Here is a 22,411-nt window from a genome sequence, read left to right as displayed (position 1 = left end):
TGTTGAATTAGTTAATTTTAAAATGACAGGAATTGACACTGCATCAATTTTGCCTTCTGAATTTATTAAAATTGAATCGAATTATTTATTTGAAAATTTTGATCAAGAAAAATATAACATTTCAAAAAACTTTCACGCTAACGATGAAAAGGGTGAATTAGTAGTAGATTATTTTCTAATTCAAAAAGATGTTAAATTAAACTCAAAAATTAAAACTATTAAATTTGTTGATTTTGATAGTCTTACCAAACGAGGAAAGAAAGAGGAAGAAAAGCGACTTAATCTCTATCTTTCTAATTTAACCAATTTGTCTTTAAAAATTAAAAAACATAATTTTTTACCAAGCTCAATTAAATTGGATGATTTTAATACCGTTGAAGATGAACAAATTATTTACATTGAAGATATTTTGAATATTAATGACGAAAATGGTACGCTTGATTTAAAAATTTATATACAAAGTAATAAAGACGGGTTGCAAACAGTTAAGACTAAATCAAAACTAATTACAATTAGTGGATTTTTAACAGTAGCGCAAAATTTAGAAAATATCAAACAAGAACAAATAAAATCTTTAAATACTATTATTTCTGCAAGTAATATTGAAGCTTTCTATGTAGGTAATAAACAAAAAGATAATATATTGCCTTCAGAAGTGTTAAAAAATGAAATAAATATAAGTTCTAATCTTGACACAAAAACAACATTAAACTATCAAATTAAGAATAAAGATTTAACGGGTTCAATAGAACTTGTTTTTACCATTGAAGAATATAATGAAAAATTGAAAAATAATATTAGTTCTACAGTTAACAAGATAGTTTTAATTTCTGGTTTTCAGACTATAAAACAAAGAAAAATTGAAACCGAAATTGCAAAATTGAATAATTTGATTAATACTTTTGACATAGTTCAACTGAAAGAATCACGTGATAAAAATATTTTGCCAAGCAGATTAGAGCCCGGCGATTTCGTTCTTGAGACAAAAGATTATAGAATTAATATTTTTGAATTAATTCCCGATGATGACGAAGGCAAAATAATTTTAAAAATTCAACTACAAAGTAATAAAGATGAATTTAAAAACGATAAAGTTACTTCAAATACTGTTGAATTAAAAATAAAAGGCTTTAAAACCACACGTCAACAATTTTTAGAAGATTTAGAAAGTTCTTTAAAATCGAATATTAATGCAAAAGTTCATGAAAATATTGTCGAAGCACTGTACATAGGGCAAACAAATCAAAACGAATTATTGGCTTCACAAATTACAGATTTTAATAATCAAGTTGCTTTGAATGCAGCTGCGCCCTTTGGTACTAAAATCATTTCATACTCAACTGATGATGATAAAGGTTTATTAAAAATTACTTACAAACTAACTTTAGACAATTCCGACTTGAATAAAACATTTGAATCAGATGATACTGCGGAAGTAATCCTTAGTGGTTTTCAAACAATTCAACAAAGGGAAATATCTGAAATTGAAAGAACATTAAATATTGCCTTATTGAACATTAATAATTTAGATTTAATTAATTCAAAAATCAAGTCGAATATTTTGCCTAAAGATGTTATAAAGGAAGATTTTATAACTAACTATCCTGAGTATAATATTTCCATATTGTCACTTTCTGATGTAAACGATGACATTGGACAGCTAAAAATAACATTTGAGTTGATTACAAACAATGTAAAATACCCACAAATTAAATCAAAAGCAACAGAATTAATTATTAAAGGTTTTAAAACTACTGATATTTATAAAGAAGAAATCAGAAGTGAAGAAAGACAAAATCTTAATGAATTATTAAAAAATATTGATTTTTCTGTTTCGTTTATTAATGCGGGCGACAAAGAAAAAATTTTGCCTAATGAAACTTTAATCAATGATTTTTCGGCTAAAACAAACCACGAAGCTATTTTTGCAAATATAAATAGCATAATTGCGAACAATCTAAACGGTTCGGTTGTTTTAAAAATTTCAATTTTTAGAAAAAACGAAGAAATTAATGAGAATATTACTTCGACTGATGAAAAAGAAATAATTTATTCTGGCTTCGAAACTCAAGAACACAGAAATATTAAAAACGAAATAGAATTTTTAAATTCTGTAGTTATTACTGATGTTAATTTAAATAATGAAATAGATAAGAAAAGTTTATTACCTTCAGAAGTTACAGAAAATAATCTAATTTTAAATTATGAAAACTATAAAATGGTTGATCTCAATTTTGATTATAATAACGACAAAGGATCAATTGTATTACATTTTAAACTTGAATCTACAAAAACAGATTTTGCTGGACAAGGATTGAGATCAAGAACAAAAGAAATAAAAGTTTTAGGTTTTAAAACCACAGAAGAGAAAAATAAAGAAATTATTACAAAAAAAATTTTAAGTGAGATTGAAAAAGTACTTTCGAATATAACGATTTCATATACTGGCTCAAAATTAAAATCGGAAGTATTGCCAACTGAAGTCAAATATAATGAAGATATTACGATTTCAGAAATTGACTCAAAGTATCAAAAAATAATTTCTTTAGAACCGAAAGACAGCGAAGGAATATTAAATGTAAGTATAAAATTATCTATGCAAAGTAATGAATTAGATAAGCTAATTGATTCAGAGACAAGAACAATTGCCATTACTGGATTTGATTCAACTATAAATCGTAAAAAAACTGAAATTAAAAATCAACTTAGCAGGATAAATGAACAAAATATTGACTTTGTTGTTGAAAATAAATCAAAAATATTTCCTTTAGAATTAGAAAAAAACAATATAAAACCAATAAATGAACAATATCCTGGCTTTGATATCATAATAAAGCAAATCAGTCCAAACGTTGAAGAAGCTTCGGCAGTGGTTGAAGCTATAATTGTTTCAAAAGAATTTGCCGATATTAAAACAACAATAACTAAAAAAATAACTGGTTTCTTAAGCGTTGTTGGATATATATCAAAATTAACAAATGAATTAAATGAATCATTAGCTTCGGTTAGATTTACTACAAATTTCGCTAATCAAAATTCAAAACAACAAAATGAAGTATTACCTTCTGAAGTCCAAAAATCAGAAATTAAAATTAATTTTGAAGATGACAAATATTCTGTCAAACTCGAATCTATGAGTTTAGCAGCAAATGACGCTGACGGGACGTTAAATCTTAGTTTTGAAATACAATATCATGAGCCATTACTGTCTAAATTAGTAGTTTCACAAAACCATATCAATATAACTATGGATAATTTTCAGACAGAATTGCAAAGAAAAAAAGCGAATGTCGAATCTGAATTAAAGACCTTATTGTTAAATAATGATTTTGTTGCCTTGAAATCAAGCGAATACGCTTCAACTAAGGCGGCTTCAGAAATAAAATCGCAAGATTTAATTATAAATTCAAAATATCAAAGCGATAAATTTATCGCGTCATATGATTTTAATCCAAATAGGGAAACCGGAGCTTTAGTTTTAGATGTAATACTTAGATCTAGAGATTATGACGATATAGTTGTTAGAGCCCCTTTTAATTTTCAATTGCTTTCAGATGAGCAAAAAAGATTAAATGAATTGATTGCTATTGTCGAATTAAATAATGATATGTTTTCTTTTCCTGATGGTTTACGCTCGATTGCAGATATTACCGTTAAGACCGCAGCAGATAAAAATGAAATACTAAAAATATTGAATTTTGATAGAAAAATTAGCCCAGAATTAAATAAAGCAAGAATTATAATTGATTCAGTTTCGTTTGAAATTAACAATACTAAAGAAACGATGATTTTAAGTTATCATTTAGAGTCTACAGTAAACCCAAACTTTTCTTCAATTGTTAAAAAGATAAGCACAAATATTCTTCCAATTAGGGCCGGCTTTTTAGCTAATGAGTATTTTAAAACGCTTAAATTAATACCTAAAAAAGAAAAAGAAAATGATATACAATATATCGAGCCTAAGGATTTAAAATCAATAGATGATATTAAAGAATTTTTTGATATAGTTAATGAAGAATTTGATTTATTTGAATATATTAAAGGAACAATTACTAGCAAATTAAGTAGCTATGATTCAATAAACGGGGTCGCAAAAATTAAACTTAATATAACTTATAGTACAGGCTTCTTTTTCTTTGCTACGACTCATTATTCATATGATAGTGAAGAAATTACAATTAATAATTTAATGAATAATTCAAGAAGACAACAAATTGAGTCACAAAAAAATGCAGAAAAAAATAGACTTGATGGTCTTTTGAACACTATAGGCAACGAAGTATCCGAGTTAGGCTTTGCTCCATATACAAAAACGGACAAACAAATGTTCGACTTATCAGAATTTATTTCAAAATACACTACTGCTACAGAAAAAATAAAGATAATATCTAAAAAATATGATTCAAATAATAATATATTTGAGTTAAAAATTAATTTTGAATCAAACCAAAATAAATTTAAAGGAATAAAATCCGATACAAAAACAATTGTTTTCAATAATTTACCACAGCCATTAAATGATGAAGAAATTCAAAATATTGTTTCTGAATCTATTGCAATTTCAAATGTTTCGGCGGAAGATCTTGAATTAGAAAAGAATAAGTTAAATGAAAAGCTAAATAAAGATTCAAAAATTTCGGAAAAAACCAAAACTGCTACCGTCGAATCATTTGTGGCTTTTGAAAAATCTTTAGAAAAATTAATATCTGATACTAGTAATCATGTTCTAAGGGAATTTAGTATTTTAATTAAGGACCAAGAATCACTTAAAGAAATTTCTTCGATTATTTATAAGTCTTATACTGATACATTTAGCGAATTTGCGGATTTAGTACAAAGTTCCGCTCGTTTGCCAAAGGCAGGTTCGTGGTTTAATGTCTTTAGAAATTATATTGAAGGAAAATATGTACAGCCTTGGGCAAATAAATTGTTGCGCCCATTTTATGAGCACAAAGATAAATTTAATCAAATTGCCGAGATAGCGCTTAACAAAGCGTTAGAAAATTCAAGGTTTGATTCTATTTCTAATAATGAAATTAAAAAACAAGCAGTATTAGATTCAATTAACTCGGCAATTAATCATTTGTTTAAATATTACCAAGAATTGAATTGAATGGGTCTAATTCACGGTTTTGGTAACAATGGAAAGCAACCGGAATATTCGGGTACAAGAGGTGGTAAAACTGAATTGTCAGGCAAGTGATCAAGTTCGTTATTTGATACATCTAAATTTATTGAGCCTAAGTATCCAGATTCTCCAGGCTTAGACTTAACATCACAATTAAAAGCAAGAATTAAAGAAAACAAATTAACTCAAGAGGAAGTTGATTTGATATTGCCTACAGCTACTGAAATTGTCAAAATTTTTACAGCAATGTATGATTATATTTCGCCAATTATACAAAGCTTTATATCAACCAAATTAGTTAATGAGGTTTTTGAAGTGATTGATAAATCAAAATAGCGTGAAATAATTTTATTAACGTTAATACAAAATATATAAATGCAGTGTCTAAATCTAGCGTAAGGATGCTGCATTTTTTATTTATTTAGTACAATTATAATTATGAAAAAAAATAAATTATTATGCGGTTTTTTATTAGCTAGTGTTGCGACACTTCCAATTATTGCGGCTTCTTGTACTAATAAACAAATCTCTGAAGATGAAAAAACGAATTTTTACATCGAAGTTACAAATTCATCTAACTTAAGTGAAGAAAACAAAAGCAAAATGAAGTCTTTAATACTTGAATTAAAACAAACATTGGCAGAAAATAATCAACAAAAAAAAGATAAAATTTGAAACGAAATTTTTCAGATTTGAAAACCTTATATTCAAGACCTTTTGGAAAATGAATATAATAGTTACATTAACGCCTTTATAGCTATTCAAAACGGGCTTTCTGGAGTTGAATCTGCGAGAAGATTATTTGAAGAAAGTTCAGAAAAAATAAAATCTTTGTCAAGCGATCCTTTTGTTTTTGTTAACAAAATTAAAACTTTATATCATGACCTAGCGCAAAAACATATAACACTTTTAAATAATTTGATTAATTCAGAAAACTTAAACTTATATACTGCGAGTCATATTGAAGAAGGCAAAACTATTAATGTGCCTGTTTTAGCTAATTTTGAAAATACTTATTTTATACCGGTAATTTCAGAAAAAACATCCGATGACAAGAAAATATTTGAAATTAAATTTTCAAAAACATTTGCGTTACCGTTAAATGTTAACTACGGTGGGGAAATCAATAAAAATTATCTCGAATCTAATATTTCAATAGCGCAAAGCATGAAAAAACCTTTAAATTCGAAAATTATAAATGATTTTCATGTTACAAAGTCAACACGTTTTTATTCATTAATTGATAGCTATAATAAAAATAATGATATCGAAATAAATGAAAATAACGAAATTGCTTTATCATCAAAATACGATGCGGAATTTTTTAAAAATAATGTATTATTAATCCAAGAAAATACAAATTTAAAAACTAAAATGATAGCTCAAAATTCATTTGCATATTTGTATACTTTACCATTACAAATAAGCGAAGATGTATTAAGCCAAACAAAAAATTTAGCAGCAACAAATGAATCACTATTTTCACTTCCTAATGAGTTCGTTAACTCACCATTTGAAATTTTCAATTCACTTAATAAAGTTTATTATGCAATACCACGTTCGCAACTTGTTACGTTAAATGAGTTTTTAGATGCTCTAACTGCAACTAAACCCAACTCTGCTGAAGTATGATTAACAAACTTTAAAACAGCTATATCTGAATCACGTTCTTTAGCTGAAAACTTTAAAAATATAGTATTATTTGAAATTAACAAACAATTAGCATTAGCTTCTGAAATTAATGATGAAAAATTATTAGAAATCAAAACAAATTTATCAAATTTAACGCTTCAAGCAATTGTACAAACCAATGTTAATTATCTTAATTCACAATTCAAACTATTTGGATTAACAGGTCAAGAACCTAATGCATTAATTAATTCGTTTAATCAAAGCCAAATTTCACAATTGAACGAATTATTGGCGGATGAAAATTTATTTAAAATTAATTTTAATCAATTTATTTGGGACATTTTAAAACAAAAAAGCCAAAATAACCAATTATGATTATTTAATTTTGAAAATCAGGCTGACCAACTACAAAAAACAACCATTTTATCAAGCGGAACAGTTTTAATTAGTTTTTCAAATACGTCAATTGAAAAAACCGCAGATAATAAATTCAAGGTTACTTTTAATTTAGAAAATGAAAAATCACAATCGTTAATTTTTAATAATATAACTAATATTCCGATTGCCACATCATTAAATACCGAAGAGTTAGAAGCCACAAAACTAAATAAAACGAACATAATTTTCGACAAAGATTTAGTGGCAACTCAAATGTCTTCAAATATGATCTTATACGATAAGTACGAATTGGTTGATAGTGATTTTGATGATGAAGATCATAAAAATCCTAACGAAATAAAACTATCAAGTATTTATAACCAAGAATTTTTCAATAATAATATATTAATATATATAGCAAACGTTAAAAAATATGCTTTACCAGTTGCACAAAATAATATGCAAAACCAACAATTTATATATTATGAGCTTCCGGTTGAAATTAAAGAAAATGGTGTCATAACTAATCCATGATATTTAACTACTACTAAACCTTATATGAATATAAATTCAGATAATGGCCAAATTGTTACTAAAACAGGAGTATTTTTAGCACTTAGCCGTGATAGTCTAAACATTATATTAGAATATATGAAATCTACGATTAATTCCGAAAACTAAAAAAAGCCCTTAAAATAAGCAAAAAAAATGCAGTAAGTATTACTTCTGTATTTTTTTTATTTATAAATAAAACACCGCAAAAATTAAAAAATAAAAAATTAGCACTCTTTTTAATAAAGTGCTAAAAAATATGCTACAATATAATATGTAAATGTAAAAAAGTCTTTATATTTACCTTATTTATATAAATAATAATTTATTAAAAAAGGAGATCAATTATGGCTAAAGAAATAATTTTAGGTATTGACTTAGGAACAACTAACTCTGTTGTTTCAGTAATTGAAAATGGAACTCCCAAAGTTCTAGAAAATCCAAACGGGAAAAGAACAACCCCATCTGTTGTTGCTTTTAAAAATGGCGAAATTATCGTTGGTGAAGCAGCTAAAAGACAATTAGAAACTAACCCTGATTCGGTGGCATCTATTAAGAGATTAATGGGAACTGATAAAACCGTTCATGTTAATAATAAGGATTATAAACCAGAAGAAATTTCTGCAATGATTCTATCTTATATGAAAGACTATGCTGACAAAAAATTGGGGCAACCAGTTAATAAAGCTGTTATCACTGTTCCTGCTTATTTTGATAATGCGCAACGTGAAGCAACTAAGAATGCCGGTATTATTGCCGGGCTTGACGTGGTAAGAATTATTAATGAACCTACCGCTGCTGCGCTTGCTTTTGGTGTTGATAAAGATAAAGATTTAAACCACAAAATTTTAGTATTTGACTTAGGTGGTGGTACATTCGACGTTTCTATTCTAGAAATGGAAAATGGTACATTCGAAGTTTTATCTACTTCAGGAGATAACCACTTAGGTGGAGATGATTGAGATCACAAAATTGTTGCTTGAATGATCGAAAAAATTAAAGAAAAATATGACTTCGATCCTTCTAAAGACAAAATGGCAATGGCTAGATTAAAAGAAGAAGCTGAACGTGCTAAAATTACTTTATCAGAATCAATGATGGCAAATATTTCATTACCATTCTTAGCAATGAATGCCAATGGACCTGTTAACGTAGAATTAGAGCTAAAAAGATCAGAATTTGAAGCAATGACTGCTGATTTATTAGAGAGAACTAAAAAACCTTTATACGACGCTTTAAAAGAAGCAAAATTAGACTGAAATGAAATCAATGAAGTTCTATTGGTTGGTGGATCAACTAGAATGCCAGCCGTTCAAAAATTAGTTGCTGATGTAACTGGAAAACGTCCAAATAATTCAATTAACCCTGACGAAGTTGTATCTGTTGGGGCAGCAACTCAAGGTGCTATTATGGCCGGCGAAATTAAAGACGTTTTATTACTAGACGTTACTCCATTAACATTAGGTATTGTTGTTGAAGGTGATTTGGTCGCTCCTTTAATACCAAGAAATACAACTATTCCTGTAACTAAGAGTCAAATTTTCTCAACCGCCGTTGATAATCAAACTGCCGTAAGCATTGTTATTACTCAAGGTGAAAGAGAATTAGCAAGAGATAATAAAATTTTAGGTCAATTCAATTTAGAAGGAATTGAACCTGCCCCACGTGGTGTTCCTCAAATCGAAGTAAGTTTTTCAATCGATGTCAACGGTATTACCACTGTAACTGCAAAGGACAAAAAAACAAATAAAGAACAATCTGTTGTTATCCAAAATACTTCATCATTATCAAAAGAAGAAGTTGAAAAAATGGTTAAAGATGCTGAAGCTAACCGTGAAGCAGATAACAAAAAACGTCATGAAATTGAATTATCTGTTAAAACAGAACAAATTATCAATGACATTGAAAAATCATTAAATTCAGAAGAAGCTAAAAAACTTCCAGATTCACAAAAATCTGAACTAAAAAAAGAAGTTGATGAAATGAAAGAATTGTTAGATAAAAAAGATTTTGAAAAACTAGAAATTAAAGTGAAAGAATTCGAACAAAAAATGGCGCAAGCTATGGAAATCTTGAAAAAACAAGGTTTCGATCCAAATAACTTCAACCCTAATGAAGGAAATCCAAACCAACAATAATTGTCCCTTTAATACTATCAAATATATATAAAAACGAAACGCCGTAATAATAAAGGCGTTTTTTTATTACCTTTTTTGAGCAATTGCATTTTTTTTATATATAAAAGTTTATTTTTTTAGATGTGAATATATATAAAAGTGCTATTATTATAGAAGTAGAAGTTATAAAAAAATGGAGGTAAAATGAAAAAATCATTAGCAAATTATTCTAATTTTATTTTCAAAATAGCGGCTAAGAAAAAAAGCACATTAATCTTGCCAATTTTAGAATTTGTAATTAGTTTAATCTTAGCAATTACGCTCTTTAGCGTTAAATTAAATGCATATTACAAAACGATTGTAATTTATGCATACACACTGGTAACTCTTTTATTAGGAGTTTTATATTCATCTTTAAAAGGTTTAAACATTTTTAAAGATTTAGAACAAGAAGGCATTGAGTTATTAACTTTTGCCAAGCCAATATCACGTAAGTCGATTATTGGCGGAAAATTTTTATGTTTTTTTGAACTTGGTTTAATTTGATCACTATGCACTTTAATTAGCGGTGCCTTAGTTTATTCATCATTAGCATCGGGTCAAAAATTAGTGACATTGATTATATTGTCATTTTTTGTACAGTTATTTAACTACTTATTATTTGGAATTATTACTATTTTAATTTCATATAAGTTAAGCCAAAAATTCGCATTAGCAATTCCCCTTTTGATCTTTACACCTTTGGCAATCGGCGGGGCATTCATGGCTGCTAATGCAACTTCAAAAATTAATAACGCTGGTTATTATTTAAACACTAAATATGAATATCACAAATCTAATACTGTATTAGATGCTGAAAAATTTTATCTAAACAACAATAAAGATGAATTCTTTATTATGCCAAATGGTAATGAAAATAAATCATTTAGCAAAGAACAAATCGAATATTTAAATAAAGTAATGGAAATAACTAAAAAAGCCGCAACCAATTGACAAGCCTATTCTTGATTGGCTATCCCATATCAAATGCTAGATATTTTCAACATAGATAATGAGACTCCATTTACATTAAATAACAATGATAAAAACAATCTTGAAAATTACATTAATTATAAAAAATTAGAAAGTGTAATTTATAACTACAAATTAGATACAAAGCCAAATCTTTTAAACTTGCCAGTTAACTACGAAGGGAAAATTGTTAATAAATACTTTGTTCCGGGAGTTTTAAAGGATTACTCACACATACCTAATTTAGTTAATACATCGGTAATTTATGCTCGTGAAAATGCTTCAGAATTTGATAGTAGTTTCCAAGAAGACAATTATGTGTATGCATCCCCAAGAAACTTAGTCGGTGAAATTAAGTGAAACAATTTAAAGGATGTTTTAAGTAATACAGAGTTCAATGAATTTGCTGCTAATTTCTTTAAAAACATTGACATTAAATTCACTCAAAATCCAAGCTTGAATGAAATGCTAGAAGCAAAAACAAAATTACTTGATACAATTTCTAAAGAAGTAAATGATAAAAATTCTAAATTGTATTCAATTGATGATAAAAATATTGCAGTATTTGATAAATACGCAGTAAAAAACAATAAATTAGCTTCGGAAACAGAAAGAAAAATTTACTTAGTTTCAGCCTTATTAAACTATCTATACTTTGCTGGTAACCAAGGAAATTTAATTAAATCATTATTGAAATCGCCATCAGACAAAAATACATACCAAGCTTCTCAAATTAAAATCCAAGTCGACAATTATAAATACTTAATTGGTGGATTTGAATCATATGAAGCCAAATCAAAAGTTGTTAATGATAAGGTCGTAATTAGATATGATTTAACACCTTCAAATACCAACTATTTATTCCAAGATATTGATTCCGTATACAGCATTAAAAGAAATGGTACCGTGGTTAATAAATGATTCTATTTCTTAATCTGAGTTGGATTAATTATTATCCTAAGCTCAATATCATTTAATTTATACCTAAGAAAGGACTATAAATAATGAATAAGATTTTAGAAATTAAAAATTTAAGCAAGATTTATAAGAAAACAAACCACGGAATAAAGAACGCAACATTTGATGTTAATGCTGGAGATTTCCACGCTTTTATTGGAGAAAACGGGGCTGGTAAAACCACAACTATTAAATCTATTATCGGTTCATATTATCAATATGATGGTGAGATATTAATTAATGGTATTAATAGCCGTGATCCTAAATCTAAAGCAATTATTGGCTATGTGCCTGAAGTTGCTATTTTCCCTGAAGAGCTAACAGTCCACCAATATCTAAAATCTTTAGCCTTGCTTTCAAATATTGATAAGAGCAAATGCGAAGATTTAATAGATTTCTATTTGAAGAAATTTAATATTGAAGATTTAAAAAACGAAAAACCGCATGCGTTTTCATCGGGGCAAAAGAAAAAAGTTTTATTAATTCAGGCTTTATTGCATGACCCACAACTAATTATTTTAGACGAACCTGCAGCCAATTTAGACCCGACAGCGCGTTATGAATTATTTGCTATTCTAAATGAATTAAAAAACAACGGTAAGACAATTTTCATTAGTTCACACGTTCTTTCAGAAATTGATAAATATGTAGATTCTTTTACATTAATTAATAAGGGTAAAGTAATTTACTCAGGAAAAAAAGATGGCAGTTTGGAAAAGATCTATTATGAAAAAGTTATTCAAAATTAGCCCGCTTATTTTTGCATCAATTGTCCCTGTTGCTATGGTAGCATGTCAAAAAGAAGAAAATAAATCTGAAGTTAAAAAGATTGAAATCAAAAAAACTGACCCTTTTGAAAATAATCAATACATTAAAAAGTTAGTTTCAACTTATATATCAGCTGATAGTAATTTGTCTGATCAATATATTGCTAATCAAAATAATACATTAGATGCAAAATATAATGAATTGAAATATGCAATGAATTTTTTTCCTCCATATTATATTAATGCTGAAAACCACGCATCAGATTTTCTTAACCTTGTAATAAAATCAAAAAAAATAATTGTTGATACTTTGCTGCAAGACTGATATTGATATTTAAAAAACATTGACAAATCGACTTATTTATTTAATCCTTATGGTGACAGTTATAGTGATGATGACGATACTGAGGCATTAGTAAATAGTGTCAAACAAAAATTTCCATCCCTAATTTTAAAAACAAATTCGAACATTAAGAATCTAATTGAATTAGATTGACAACAAGTACCAGAAACACGTCAATACAATAAATTTTCAAATCACAAGGTTTTGTATCTTGTATTTGATAACAATGTAGTAATGAAAGCCTTTTCGTATACACAAGATAACACGCAAAAATTTGTGTTAATGCCGGATTTATTGTATATTGATAAACCTATCACCAACAACCCAGAATTATTGCAAGCACTCAAAGCAATTGAAGATGAATTTTATAACCAAAGAGTGCTTGAAATTAAAAAGGCAATTGATTATAATAAAGCAGTCGATGGCGATGATTACGATGTTAATGAGAGTTACAAATTTTATAATGATGAACAACTAAGCAAACTATTCAATACTGAAGCTTATGCTCAATTAATTCAAAATACCGTCGAAGCATTATTTGCTAAAAATGAAAAAGTATATAGATTTACATGGAGGTCAATAAATGAATAAAAAAATATTATTTATTTCCTCAATGCCAATTCTTTTAGCGGCACCTGCTGTTTCAATATCTTGTGCCGACTATTCTAAAACTAATGACTTTAAAAATATCATTCCAAAAGATAAAGATATTGTAAGAAACTACGAAAACCCAGAAAGTGAGAATACCAGCAAAATAATTAATGATATTGTTAATCAAGCATTCAAAAATAATGCTAAAAAAGTTGAATTTCTAAATGATCAAAATAATCCACAAACTAAAGAAAAGTTTTTCGCAGATTATCAAAGTTTATCTAATAATTATTTGGCTGCTAAAGAAGCAAATTTAAAAACACAAATTGCTAATCAAATCAAAAACCTAATTAATCAAAATTGATATTTATTTTTAACAAACATAAAAAAATTTACTGCAGATTTTATTAATTGATTTACATTCCCAGAAGACAAAGAAGGAAGACACTCAGAAGCGTTTAAAAAAGAACTTGCAAATCTAGCTGCACCTGAACCATTAGTTTTCAAAAACGATTATTTTGATTCGTTAAAAGAAGGAGATGAATCCGGCGAATTATCAAATACTACGATTTTGTATTTAACTAAAAACAACGCCTTTTTTAGATTTAGAATTACAAACATTAGAACTGATAGTCCTGAAGTTGATTTGAGTTCGTATGTATATTATTTTCCATTTTCGAAAGTAAAACGTTTATCGATTAATTTAATTTCGGACTTGATGCATAGTGCTTATATTCATGGTTTTCAAGAAGGCTTTGACCGTTATGAAAATGACTTAGTTAAAAAATATAACTATGGTCAAATGGCAGTAATGCAACTTTTATACAAAGGAGAAAAATAATGAAAAAGTTATTAAGTTTAGGCTTTGTACCTTTAGTAGCTGCTCCTTTGTGTGCCATTTCATGTAGTCAAGAAAAAAATTCAACTGATGAAATAAAATGGAATTTATTTTTACAGAGAAACTATGTAAAATCCCTTTTAAAATTAGTTTTTAAAAATGATCAAAATAAAATCGAAGAATATATAAAAAGCCAAAGAGAAATCAATCTGAATGAATATCAAGGCAAATTAAAATGGTCATTACTATATGCATCAAATACAGTGCTTTCTTTGGGTTTTGATGGCAATTTCTTTTCGCCACGTCCAGTGCTTTTATCAGAAGCTTCGCAAAACATTAATGAATTAATGTCTAAGAATTGACTTTGATATTTATATAACTTAGAAAATTTTAGTTTTGCTTATTATCCAGAATTTGATAAATTTGAATCTAGCACAGCAAATTCAAATAATACATTGCAAGAAAATTCACTTAAATTAGGTTCATTTTATAGTCCTAAAACAAATAACATTATTCAATTTGTTACACAAGAATATGAAAATGCAGATGACTGAAAAGAATATAGAGTATTTTTCTTAACTCAAGAAGGTTTTATCATTCGCTTAACTGTTGATGGTGATCCTGAAAGCAATTTTTCAGTTAACCTAAGTCAATATTTATATTCATATCCCGATTTAATCAAAGACAAAGAAACTTTAAAAAGTTTTAGTTTGCAAAAATATATACAAGCAACACAAAGTTTCGTTGACAAACCAGAAAATAGAACCGAAGCAATTTTATTTCAAGAGAAATACGGTGGAAAGCTATTGCGTTATACCTTATCAGACATTTTATAGGAAAAGAAGTGGGTAAATTCCCATTTTTTTCTTAAATTAATATAATTTAAAGCTTTTGTGATAAAATAATGCAGTACATTTACGTACAGGTAAATTGAAATAATTTCATTACATTTAATTTATCAAACACTATTGTGAATTCAATTGCGAGTGTTAAGTATTTAATGCAAATTGTTCGAAGCAATAGGAAGAATAACAAATTTTAAATAGAAAAGGAACATAAATATGTCAGATAAAGTACAAGAACAAAAAGTTCTAACTTCAAATGAACCAGTTATCGTTTCACGTGAAAAATTATTAGAAGCTGGAACATACTTTGGTCACAGAGCAAGCCAATGAAACCCAAAAATGAAACAATACATTTACGGAAAAAGAATGGGTATTCACATTATTGACATTGCTAAGACTCAAAAAACTTTAGAATACGCTTACAAACTATTAAACAAAATGGCTCAAAAACCAATCTCATTTATTTGAGTAGGAACTAAAAAACAAGCTAAAAAAGCTATAGAAGCTGCTGCTGAAAGAACAAACTCAGTTTACGTTTCAGAACGTTGACTAGGTGGAACATTAACAAACTCACAAACAATTTTTAGAAGTGTAAGAGAATTAGAAAGATTAGAAGAATTACAAAAAAATGGTTACAAAGGTTACACCAAAAAAGAAGGCTTAGTAATGGACAAGAAAATTGCTAAGTTGCAAAAAAACCTAGGTGGTATTAGAAAATTAGCAGGGAAAACCGCTATGCCACAAGTTATGATTTCAGCATCACCAATCGATGATGAAATCGCTATTAGAGAAGCTAAGAAAAAAGGATTAAAAATCTTTGCTATCCAAGATACTAACTCAGATCCAGATCTAGTTGACTTTGTAATCCCAGCAAACGATGACTCAGTTAAATCAATTACTTTAATTACCACTATTTTAGCTGATGCTATCGCTGCTGCCCGTGGTGAAGCTCAATTATTTGCTTACCAACCAAATGACCAAATTCTTCTACCTGAAGAACAAAGATCAGAACACGGTGAAAGAAGAGCTGCTAGACCAGTTAGAAGAGAAAGAGAAGTTTCTCACAAAGAAGAACAATAAAATTAAGGAGAACAAATTATGGCTGTAGATCTACAAAAAGTTAAAGAATTAAGAGAAAGAACAAACTCAGGTTTCCTAGACTGTAAAAATGCTTTAGAAGAAACAAATAATGATATTGAAAAAGCAATCGAATGATTACAAGAAAAAGGTATCGTTAAAGCTGCTAAAAAAGCAGGAAGAATTGCTGCTGATGGTATCGTTAGAGCATTTGTTAAAGACAACGTTGCTGTTTTATTTGAATTGAACTCAGAAACTGACTTCGTTGCTAAAAACCAAATGTTCGTTGACTTTGCTAACAAAATTGCTGAATCATTAGTTGAAGCAAACTTCTCAAGTACAGAAGACTTAGCAAACGTTAAAATCGATGGTTTAACAATCGAAGAACACTGCAATAACTTAACTGTTAAAATTGGAGAAAAAATCACTTTAAGAAGAGCAGTTAAATATGTTGCTAAAGAAGACGAAGTTGTTGCTGGTTACACCCACGCAAACAACAGAGTTGCAGTTATTCTATTAGCAAAAGGTTCAAACCAAGAAAACTTAAGACACGTTGCAATGCATATTGCTGCTTTAAACCCTGCTCACTTATTTGAAACAGGTTTAAGTGAAGAAGATTTAACAGAAATCTACAACAGAATTAACAATGATCCTAAATTAGCTGGAAAACCAGAAAAAATCCAAGTTTCAATGAAAGCTGGTATGTTAAGAAAAGAATTCAACGAAAGAGGAATTCTAATGTACCAACCATTTGTAATGGAAGAATCTAAGACCGTTGCTCAATTCTTAGAAGATAGTAAATTAGAATTACTTGACGCAACTCGTTTTGAAGTTGGTGAAGGAATTGAAAAAAAGTCTGTGGACTTTGCAGCTGAAGTGGCTGAACAAATGAACCAAAAATAATTTATTAATAATTAACCGCCCATATGGGTGGTTTTATTTACTTTTTATTTTCAAATGTTCAAATAATAAAGTTGTATTCATAAACCACATTTAATACTTATAATTTATAATTTAATTACTTATTGTTTTAGGAGCTAATATGATTGAAGAAAAGAAATATCAAGTTTTAAATGAAGAAATTAATGCTTATGTTGAAAATACCGGCCGTAAATATAAAGTATTGTGTATTCACGGTTTTGGGGCTAATTTACATACATTTCATAGATTAATTGAATTAGATGATCGTGATTTTGATATTGCGGCTTTAGATTTGCCGGGATGTGGCAAAAGCACTGCGCATGAAAAAATCACATTAGAATACTATGCTCAAATAGCTTCAGAATTTGCTAAAATCGTTGAATATGATAACGCTCTTGTTTTATCACACAGTTTGGGCGCTGTTACTGCTTTAAACTTGTTAGAAAATAAAACTATGAAATATGGTCTATTAACATCACCATTTAATTACTTTAGTTATTTATTATCAACCAGCTGAATTAAAAAATATGAAGAAAAAATTTATGAGATTAAAAAAGCTAAGCACCATTTAGAAGAGGGCGAACAAGCACCTTATTTATTAACTGCAAAAGATTATTTTCAAGGTATTAAAAGTGTATTTAAAAAGAACATGTTATACACTATGCTAATTCGTGAAATACTAAATAAAAAATATTTAAACAATGTCATTAAGCCTTTATTTGAAAATAATTTAAACTTTTCATTAATGCAAGGCCATTCAGATCCAGTAATCAGTGCCGAATCAGTTAAACAAGTAGCTTTTGATTTGAATCGTCCAATACTATTATTAGATGGACTGGGACACTTCATTTGAGAGGATATGACTGAAGATCAATTTAAAGAAGCTATTACTTTGATTGACAATATTTGTAAGGACATTTATGGCTTATAAATTTATAATTGCTCATTTAGAGCATTCGAAATTGAAAAAAATTTATAAATCTTATTACATTGGAAAAATTTGAACCCAAGTTTTAGGTTATTTGGCAATTGCATTTTTTGTTATATCAATAATTTTATATGGAACTGTGGCCAATAATATATGACCAGGATTTGTCTTTATGCAACTAACGCTGGTTCTTGGCACGTCTTCACTTTCGTTACTATTAAGCTTATTAAGACCATATGGAAAAATTATTCTTCCTTATATTTATAAACATACTAAAAACAAAAAGTACTTAAAAGAGCTTAAATTAATTTTGGGTTTTAATACTAATGCCGTTGCAGCCGCTATGTTTGAAAGTAATGAGCAAATCGCACGGATTTTAGAGATTGATAATTCTGAACAAATTAAAAAAGACGAAGAAAATATAGAAAGTATCGAAACTGAATAAACAAAAGCAGACATATTATCATCGTCTGCTTTTATTTTAATTTTAGGGATGGATTAAATAATAGAATATAATAATTATTATTAATAAAAGAAGGGGAAAACTATGAAACTTATCGTATTCGCTGAAAAAGAAGAAGCCCAAGAATTTTTAAAATCTCTGGAAATAATTGAACAAATTAAGTTACCATTTCTGAATGATTATCAAGGCTTATTGGTAGTTAAAAACCAATCTAAAAAATTTTATCTAGGCTATAGTGGTGTTGGCAAAACTAATGCTTCACAATTTTTAACATACTGCTTAAGTAAATTTAATATCGAAAGCATTATTAACTGTGGCCCAGCTGCAGCAATTGAATCGCTATCTGTAGGCAATGTAATTGTAGTAAGTCAAAGCCATTATTATGATGTAGATTTAACAGCGCTGCCAAACTATACTTTAGGCAAGTTGCCAAATTTAGATACATTTTTTAACTGCGATTGAAAATTTGCTGAGGCATTGGATTATGAAAGAGGTAATTGTGCAACCGGCGATCAGTTCGCTACCCAAGACACAGGTGAATTAATTAAACAAAATTTTCCTCTTACCAAAGTTGTTGATATGGAATGCGCGGCTTATAATCAAGTTGCAAATAACTTTAACATTCCATTCAATTCAATAAAAATTGTTTCTGATTCATTAAGCAATACAAATAATTTAGAATATATTGAATCTAAAAAAATCTGAGAAAACAAAATTAAAGAAGTATTAATAAAAATAATTTAGGAAGTAGATATGAAATATATTGACATTCACACTCACCCATTTAAAGAATATTATGAAAACCCTTTACAAGTTGTTAATGAATGATATGCAGACAATATGGAAAAAATGTTCATTGTTGGCACTTCGCGAGAAGATAGCATTGAGTTATTAGATTTATGTAAACAAGCACCATTTATGCATCCAATTATTGGTATACACCCAACCTTAACCGTTGGTAAAGCAGATGGTGATTTTCTTGAAACGATTATTGATAATAGTGTTATTGGTATTGGTGAAATTGGACTTGATTATCATTATGATGATTCTCCGAGTGCCGAAGTACAAAAAGAAGGAATGATTGCGCAAATGAATGTTGCTAAACGCCATGGGATTGTGGCAATGCTACACATTCGCGATGCACTTGAAGATGCTTATGAAATTATTTCAAGAGAAGAATTTCGTGATTTAAAAATTGTGTTCCATTCATTTAGTGGCGACAAAGACTATGTAAAAAAATGTTTAGCCTTGCCAAACGTTTATTTTTCAATAAGCGGCGTTGTTACTTTTAAAAATGCTAAGAGCTTACAAGAAGCAGTGAAAGAAATTCCTTTAGAACGCATGTTTTGTGAGACGGACACACCTTATTTAGCTCCTACTCCAATGCGTGGAAAGCCTAATATTTCGCCTTATGTAATGTATACATATAATTTCATTGCCGACCTTAAAGGCGTTGATTATGAGACCTTTAATCAACAAATAAGAGCAAATATCAAAAAGGTCTTTGGAGTTTAAAATGGAATATAAAGCAAAAAAATCTTTTGGACAAAACTTTTTAATTAATAAAGGAATTCAAAAGAAAATTATTGAAGGTGCCGAAATTCACAATGAAGTTACTTTAGAGATTGGGCCCGGATTAGGTGCATTAACATACTTAATGATTCCACATGTTAAAGAACTTTATGCCTATGAATTGGACAAAGAATTATATGACCGCTTTATATTAGAAAACCATCCACAAAATATTCATTTTATTAATAAAGATTTTCTATTAGAAAACTTTGAAAATTTTAATGACAACGAAATTGTTGTAGTTGGTAATATACCCTACAATATCACTTCTGATATATTGTTTAATTTACTAAAATATTCAAATAAAATTAAACGTGCAACACTTATGATGCAAAAAGAAGTTTGTCTGCGTTTATTGGCTAAACCGAACACAAAAGAATATGGCAAATTAACTGTTTCAATGAATATATTTGCTAATATTAGCAAAGTGGTTGAAGCTAAAGCGCGTGAGTTTAATCCTGCTCCAAAAGTTGATTCTATGGTTGTTAGAATTGATTTTATTAAGGCAAATAATTGACTTGAAGCAAACAAAAAACAAGTATTAGATTTTATTTTAAGATGCTTTCAATTTAAAAGAAAAACTCTTTATAATAATCTAATTACAAAGTATTCAAAAGAACAAATTTTGCAAGCTTTTGAAACTTTAAATATACCAAATAATATTAGAGCTGAAGCACTTGAAAAAGAAGTGTTTATTGAGCTTTTTAAAGCTTTGAAATAGGCGTGTTTTCGCCTATTTTATATCTAAAATTTTGTATAATTTTTTATCAATTAGGAGGCAATATGGCAAATAAAAAAACAACCAAAAAATCAAAAGGCGGTTTGAAAGCGGTGTTAAGTATTGCTGGAATGGCAGCCGTTGGAGCAATTGCATACGGGGCATATTACTTAGTTAATAAAATAAAAAGCGATAAATCAGGAGCTCCGATTATCGTTAATAAAAGTATTGATAAAAATAGCGATATTAAATTAATGTCATGAAACGTTTTTAACTTCGGGAAAAGTACACCTGCCGAAAGCAATAAATTTGTTAATATTGTTAAAACAATTAAATTAACTAATGCTGATGTTATTGGTTTAGAGGAAATTGGTTTTAATGATATTACGATAATTAATAAATTAATTAAGAAACTTAATGACGGCGGAAGTAATAAATGATCTTATACATTGTCGGATGCTTTTAATCAAAAATATCCAAATAGTAAGGAGAGCGTTGCTATTTTATATAAAAATGATATATTGAGATTGGATTCAACTAATGTCATAAATCCAAATAATATTTATACGCGTCCTTTATATTTTGCCAAGTTTACATATTTAGCTAAACCTTATACTTTTGTAACGGGATTTGGGCATTTTGATGCCCCTGGAGTAAATACTAAAAACAATGAAAAAGATTCCATAGGTAGTCAGGGCAGCCAAGAAGTTCTTGAAAATAAATCTATTGATTTAGTGTTTAAAGAATTAAAAAAACTATATCCAAATACTGATATTTTAATGGCGGCCGATACTAATCTAAAAGAAAATCATATGAATATTTATGACCAAAAAGAATATAAATTAGGCTATCCTGAAAATTATGCTCAGCATATTAAAGATTATCGAACTTCACTCGGCGCTAAACCAAAGAAACCATCAGATCCACTCTATTATGCTAACACTTATGATAAATGATTTGTATATGATGCCGAAGCAACTAATATTGATTATTTAAACGCTTCAAAACATGCTTTTTCATTTGATACTCTTCAAGCATTCAAAAATGGTTATTGAGATCGAGAAGAAAGTAAAAACTTGTATATGAAACTTAACAAAAATAAACCACAACCAAGCGATTATGATCTTGTTAAAAATGTGAGTGACCATATACCTGTATTTATTAACATTAACATTTAAAAAAACGCAGGGTGCTAATTGCCCGCGTTTTTTAAAATTAATTATTATTTTATGAATAAGGAATTATTTCAAGTGCTTTAGTATTATTTGTGAAGAAATCAATTATTTAGATATCATTTATTTCTTTTTATTCTTAAGGCGATAAACTATTTTTAATTAATAATTCAATTAATCTATTTGTTCAATGCTAACCAATCTTTTTTATTTTTTCATTGCGATACCCCCACGTATAATCATTAGGACTAAAAAAGTCTGGTTTGTTTATTAATTGGTAGCAGCAAGTTAGTGTATATCAAATTTGTCTAAGAAATCAATTTCGATATGATTTTTTGGCATTGTTGCTTGTATTTTTTAATAATGTTTTTGCCAACATGGTCATTGTTCATTTTTAAACA

At 28.2% G+C, this 22,411-nt stretch carries 16 protein-coding genes; all 16 read left to right on the top strand.

Going from position 1 to position 22,411, the window contains the following annotated elements:
* The first annotated feature begins 22 nt into the window (after positions 1-22).
* The 16 genes from FJR74_RS00395 (at position 23) to FJR74_RS07070 (ending at position 22,016) form a co-directional block, all read left to right on the top strand.
* Positions 23-5,464: a lipoprotein 17-related variable surface protein gene (locus FJR74_RS00395; protein WP_140914571.1), complete on the top strand. Its 5,442-nt coding sequence runs from the start codon at positions 23-25 to the stop codon at positions 5,462-5,464.
* A 102-nt stretch (positions 5,465-5,566) separates the two neighbouring features.
* Positions 5,567-7,819 (top strand): hypothetical protein, encoded by a 2,253-nt coding sequence (locus tag FJR74_RS07095; RefSeq protein ID WP_140914570.1) that lies wholly within the window; start codon positions 5,567-5,569, stop codon positions 7,817-7,819.
* Between the two features lie 218 nt (positions 7,820-8,037).
* Complete coding sequence (gene dnaK, locus FJR74_RS00385; RefSeq protein ID WP_140914569.1) at positions 8,038-9,828, top strand: molecular chaperone DnaK; 1,791 nt, start codon at positions 8,038-8,040, stop codon at positions 9,826-9,828.
* A gap of 183 nt (positions 9,829-10,011) precedes the next feature.
* Positions 10,012-11,823, top strand: a complete 1,812-nt coding sequence (locus FJR74_RS07090; RefSeq protein WP_140914568.1) for an ABC transporter permease — start codon at positions 10,012-10,014, stop codon at positions 11,821-11,823.
* The gene (locus tag FJR74_RS00375) at positions 11,823-12,524 is read left to right on the top strand and encodes an ABC transporter ATP-binding protein (RefSeq protein WP_140914567.1); all 702 of its coding nucleotides are present in this window, start codon (positions 11,823-11,825) and stop codon (positions 12,522-12,524) included. The genes FJR74_RS07090 and FJR74_RS00375 overlap by 1 nt, the downstream gene beginning before the upstream one ends.
* Entirely contained in the window at positions 12,502-13,476 is a 975-nt protein-coding gene (locus FJR74_RS07085) for an aromatic motif membrane protein (RefSeq protein WP_170178322.1), read from the top strand. Before FJR74_RS00375 ends, FJR74_RS07085 begins: the two co-directional genes overlap by 23 nt.
* Positions 13,469-14,317: an aromatic motif membrane protein gene (locus FJR74_RS00365; protein ID WP_140914565.1), complete on the top strand. Its 849-nt coding sequence runs from the start codon at positions 13,469-13,471 to the stop codon at positions 14,315-14,317. Before FJR74_RS07085 ends, FJR74_RS00365 begins: the two co-directional genes overlap by 8 nt.
* Positions 14,317-15,150 carry an aromatic motif membrane protein gene (locus tag FJR74_RS00360; RefSeq protein ID WP_140914564.1) on the top strand — a complete coding sequence of 278 codons (834 nt, stop codon included), beginning with the start codon at positions 14,317-14,319 and terminating at the stop codon, positions 15,148-15,150. The genes FJR74_RS00365 and FJR74_RS00360 overlap by 1 nt, the downstream gene beginning before the upstream one ends.
* 225 nt (positions 15,151-15,375) lie before the next feature.
* Positions 15,376-16,239 carry a 30S ribosomal protein S2 gene (gene rpsB / locus FJR74_RS00355; RefSeq protein ID WP_140914563.1) on the top strand — a complete coding sequence of 288 codons (864 nt, stop codon included), beginning with the start codon at positions 15,376-15,378 and terminating at the stop codon, positions 16,237-16,239.
* 18 nt (positions 16,240-16,257) lie between these two features.
* Positions 16,258-17,139, top strand: a complete 882-nt coding sequence (gene tsf, locus FJR74_RS00350; RefSeq protein ID WP_140914562.1) for a translation elongation factor Ts — start codon at positions 16,258-16,260, stop codon at positions 17,137-17,139.
* A gap of 139 nt (positions 17,140-17,278) precedes the next feature.
* On the top strand, positions 17,279-18,088 hold the full coding sequence (locus FJR74_RS07080) for an alpha/beta hydrolase (RefSeq protein ID WP_140914561.1): 810 nt from the start codon (positions 17,279-17,281) through the stop codon (positions 18,086-18,088).
* The gene (locus FJR74_RS07075; protein WP_140914560.1) at positions 18,078-18,530 is read left to right on the top strand and encodes a hypothetical protein; all 453 of its coding nucleotides are present in this window, start codon (positions 18,078-18,080) and stop codon (positions 18,528-18,530) included. The genes FJR74_RS07080 and FJR74_RS07075 overlap by 11 nt, the downstream gene beginning before the upstream one ends.
* A gap of 102 nt (positions 18,531-18,632) precedes the next feature.
* Entirely contained in the window at positions 18,633-19,292 is a 660-nt protein-coding gene (gene mtnN / locus FJR74_RS00335) for a 5'-methylthioadenosine/S-adenosylhomocysteine nucleosidase (RefSeq protein ID WP_140914559.1), read from the top strand.
* Positions 19,293-19,301: 9 nt separating this feature from the next.
* Positions 19,302-20,063, top strand: coding sequence for a TatD family hydrolase (locus tag FJR74_RS00330; RefSeq protein WP_140914558.1), 762 nt, complete (start codon positions 19,302-19,304; stop codon positions 20,061-20,063).
* Between the two features lies 1 nt (position 20,064).
* Positions 20,065-20,841, top strand: a complete 777-nt coding sequence (gene rsmA / locus FJR74_RS00325) for a 16S rRNA (adenine(1518)-N(6)/adenine(1519)-N(6))-dimethyltransferase RsmA (protein ID WP_140914557.1) — start codon at positions 20,065-20,067, stop codon at positions 20,839-20,841.
* Between the two features lie 62 nt (positions 20,842-20,903).
* On the top strand, positions 20,904-22,016 hold the full coding sequence (locus tag FJR74_RS07070; RefSeq protein WP_140914556.1) for an MnuA family membrane nuclease: 1,113 nt from the start codon (positions 20,904-20,906) through the stop codon (positions 22,014-22,016).
* Positions 22,017-22,411: the final 395 nt, after the last annotated feature.

Origin of the sequence: Metamycoplasma neophronis, assembly GCF_006491995.1 — a bacterium.
GTDB classification, from domain to species: domain Bacteria; phylum Bacillota_I; class Bacilli_A; order Mycoplasmatales; family Metamycoplasmataceae; genus Metamycoplasma; species Metamycoplasma neophronis.
Note: the sequence above shows the minus strand (reverse complement) of the source record. Positions and strands in the feature narration are given on the sequence as shown.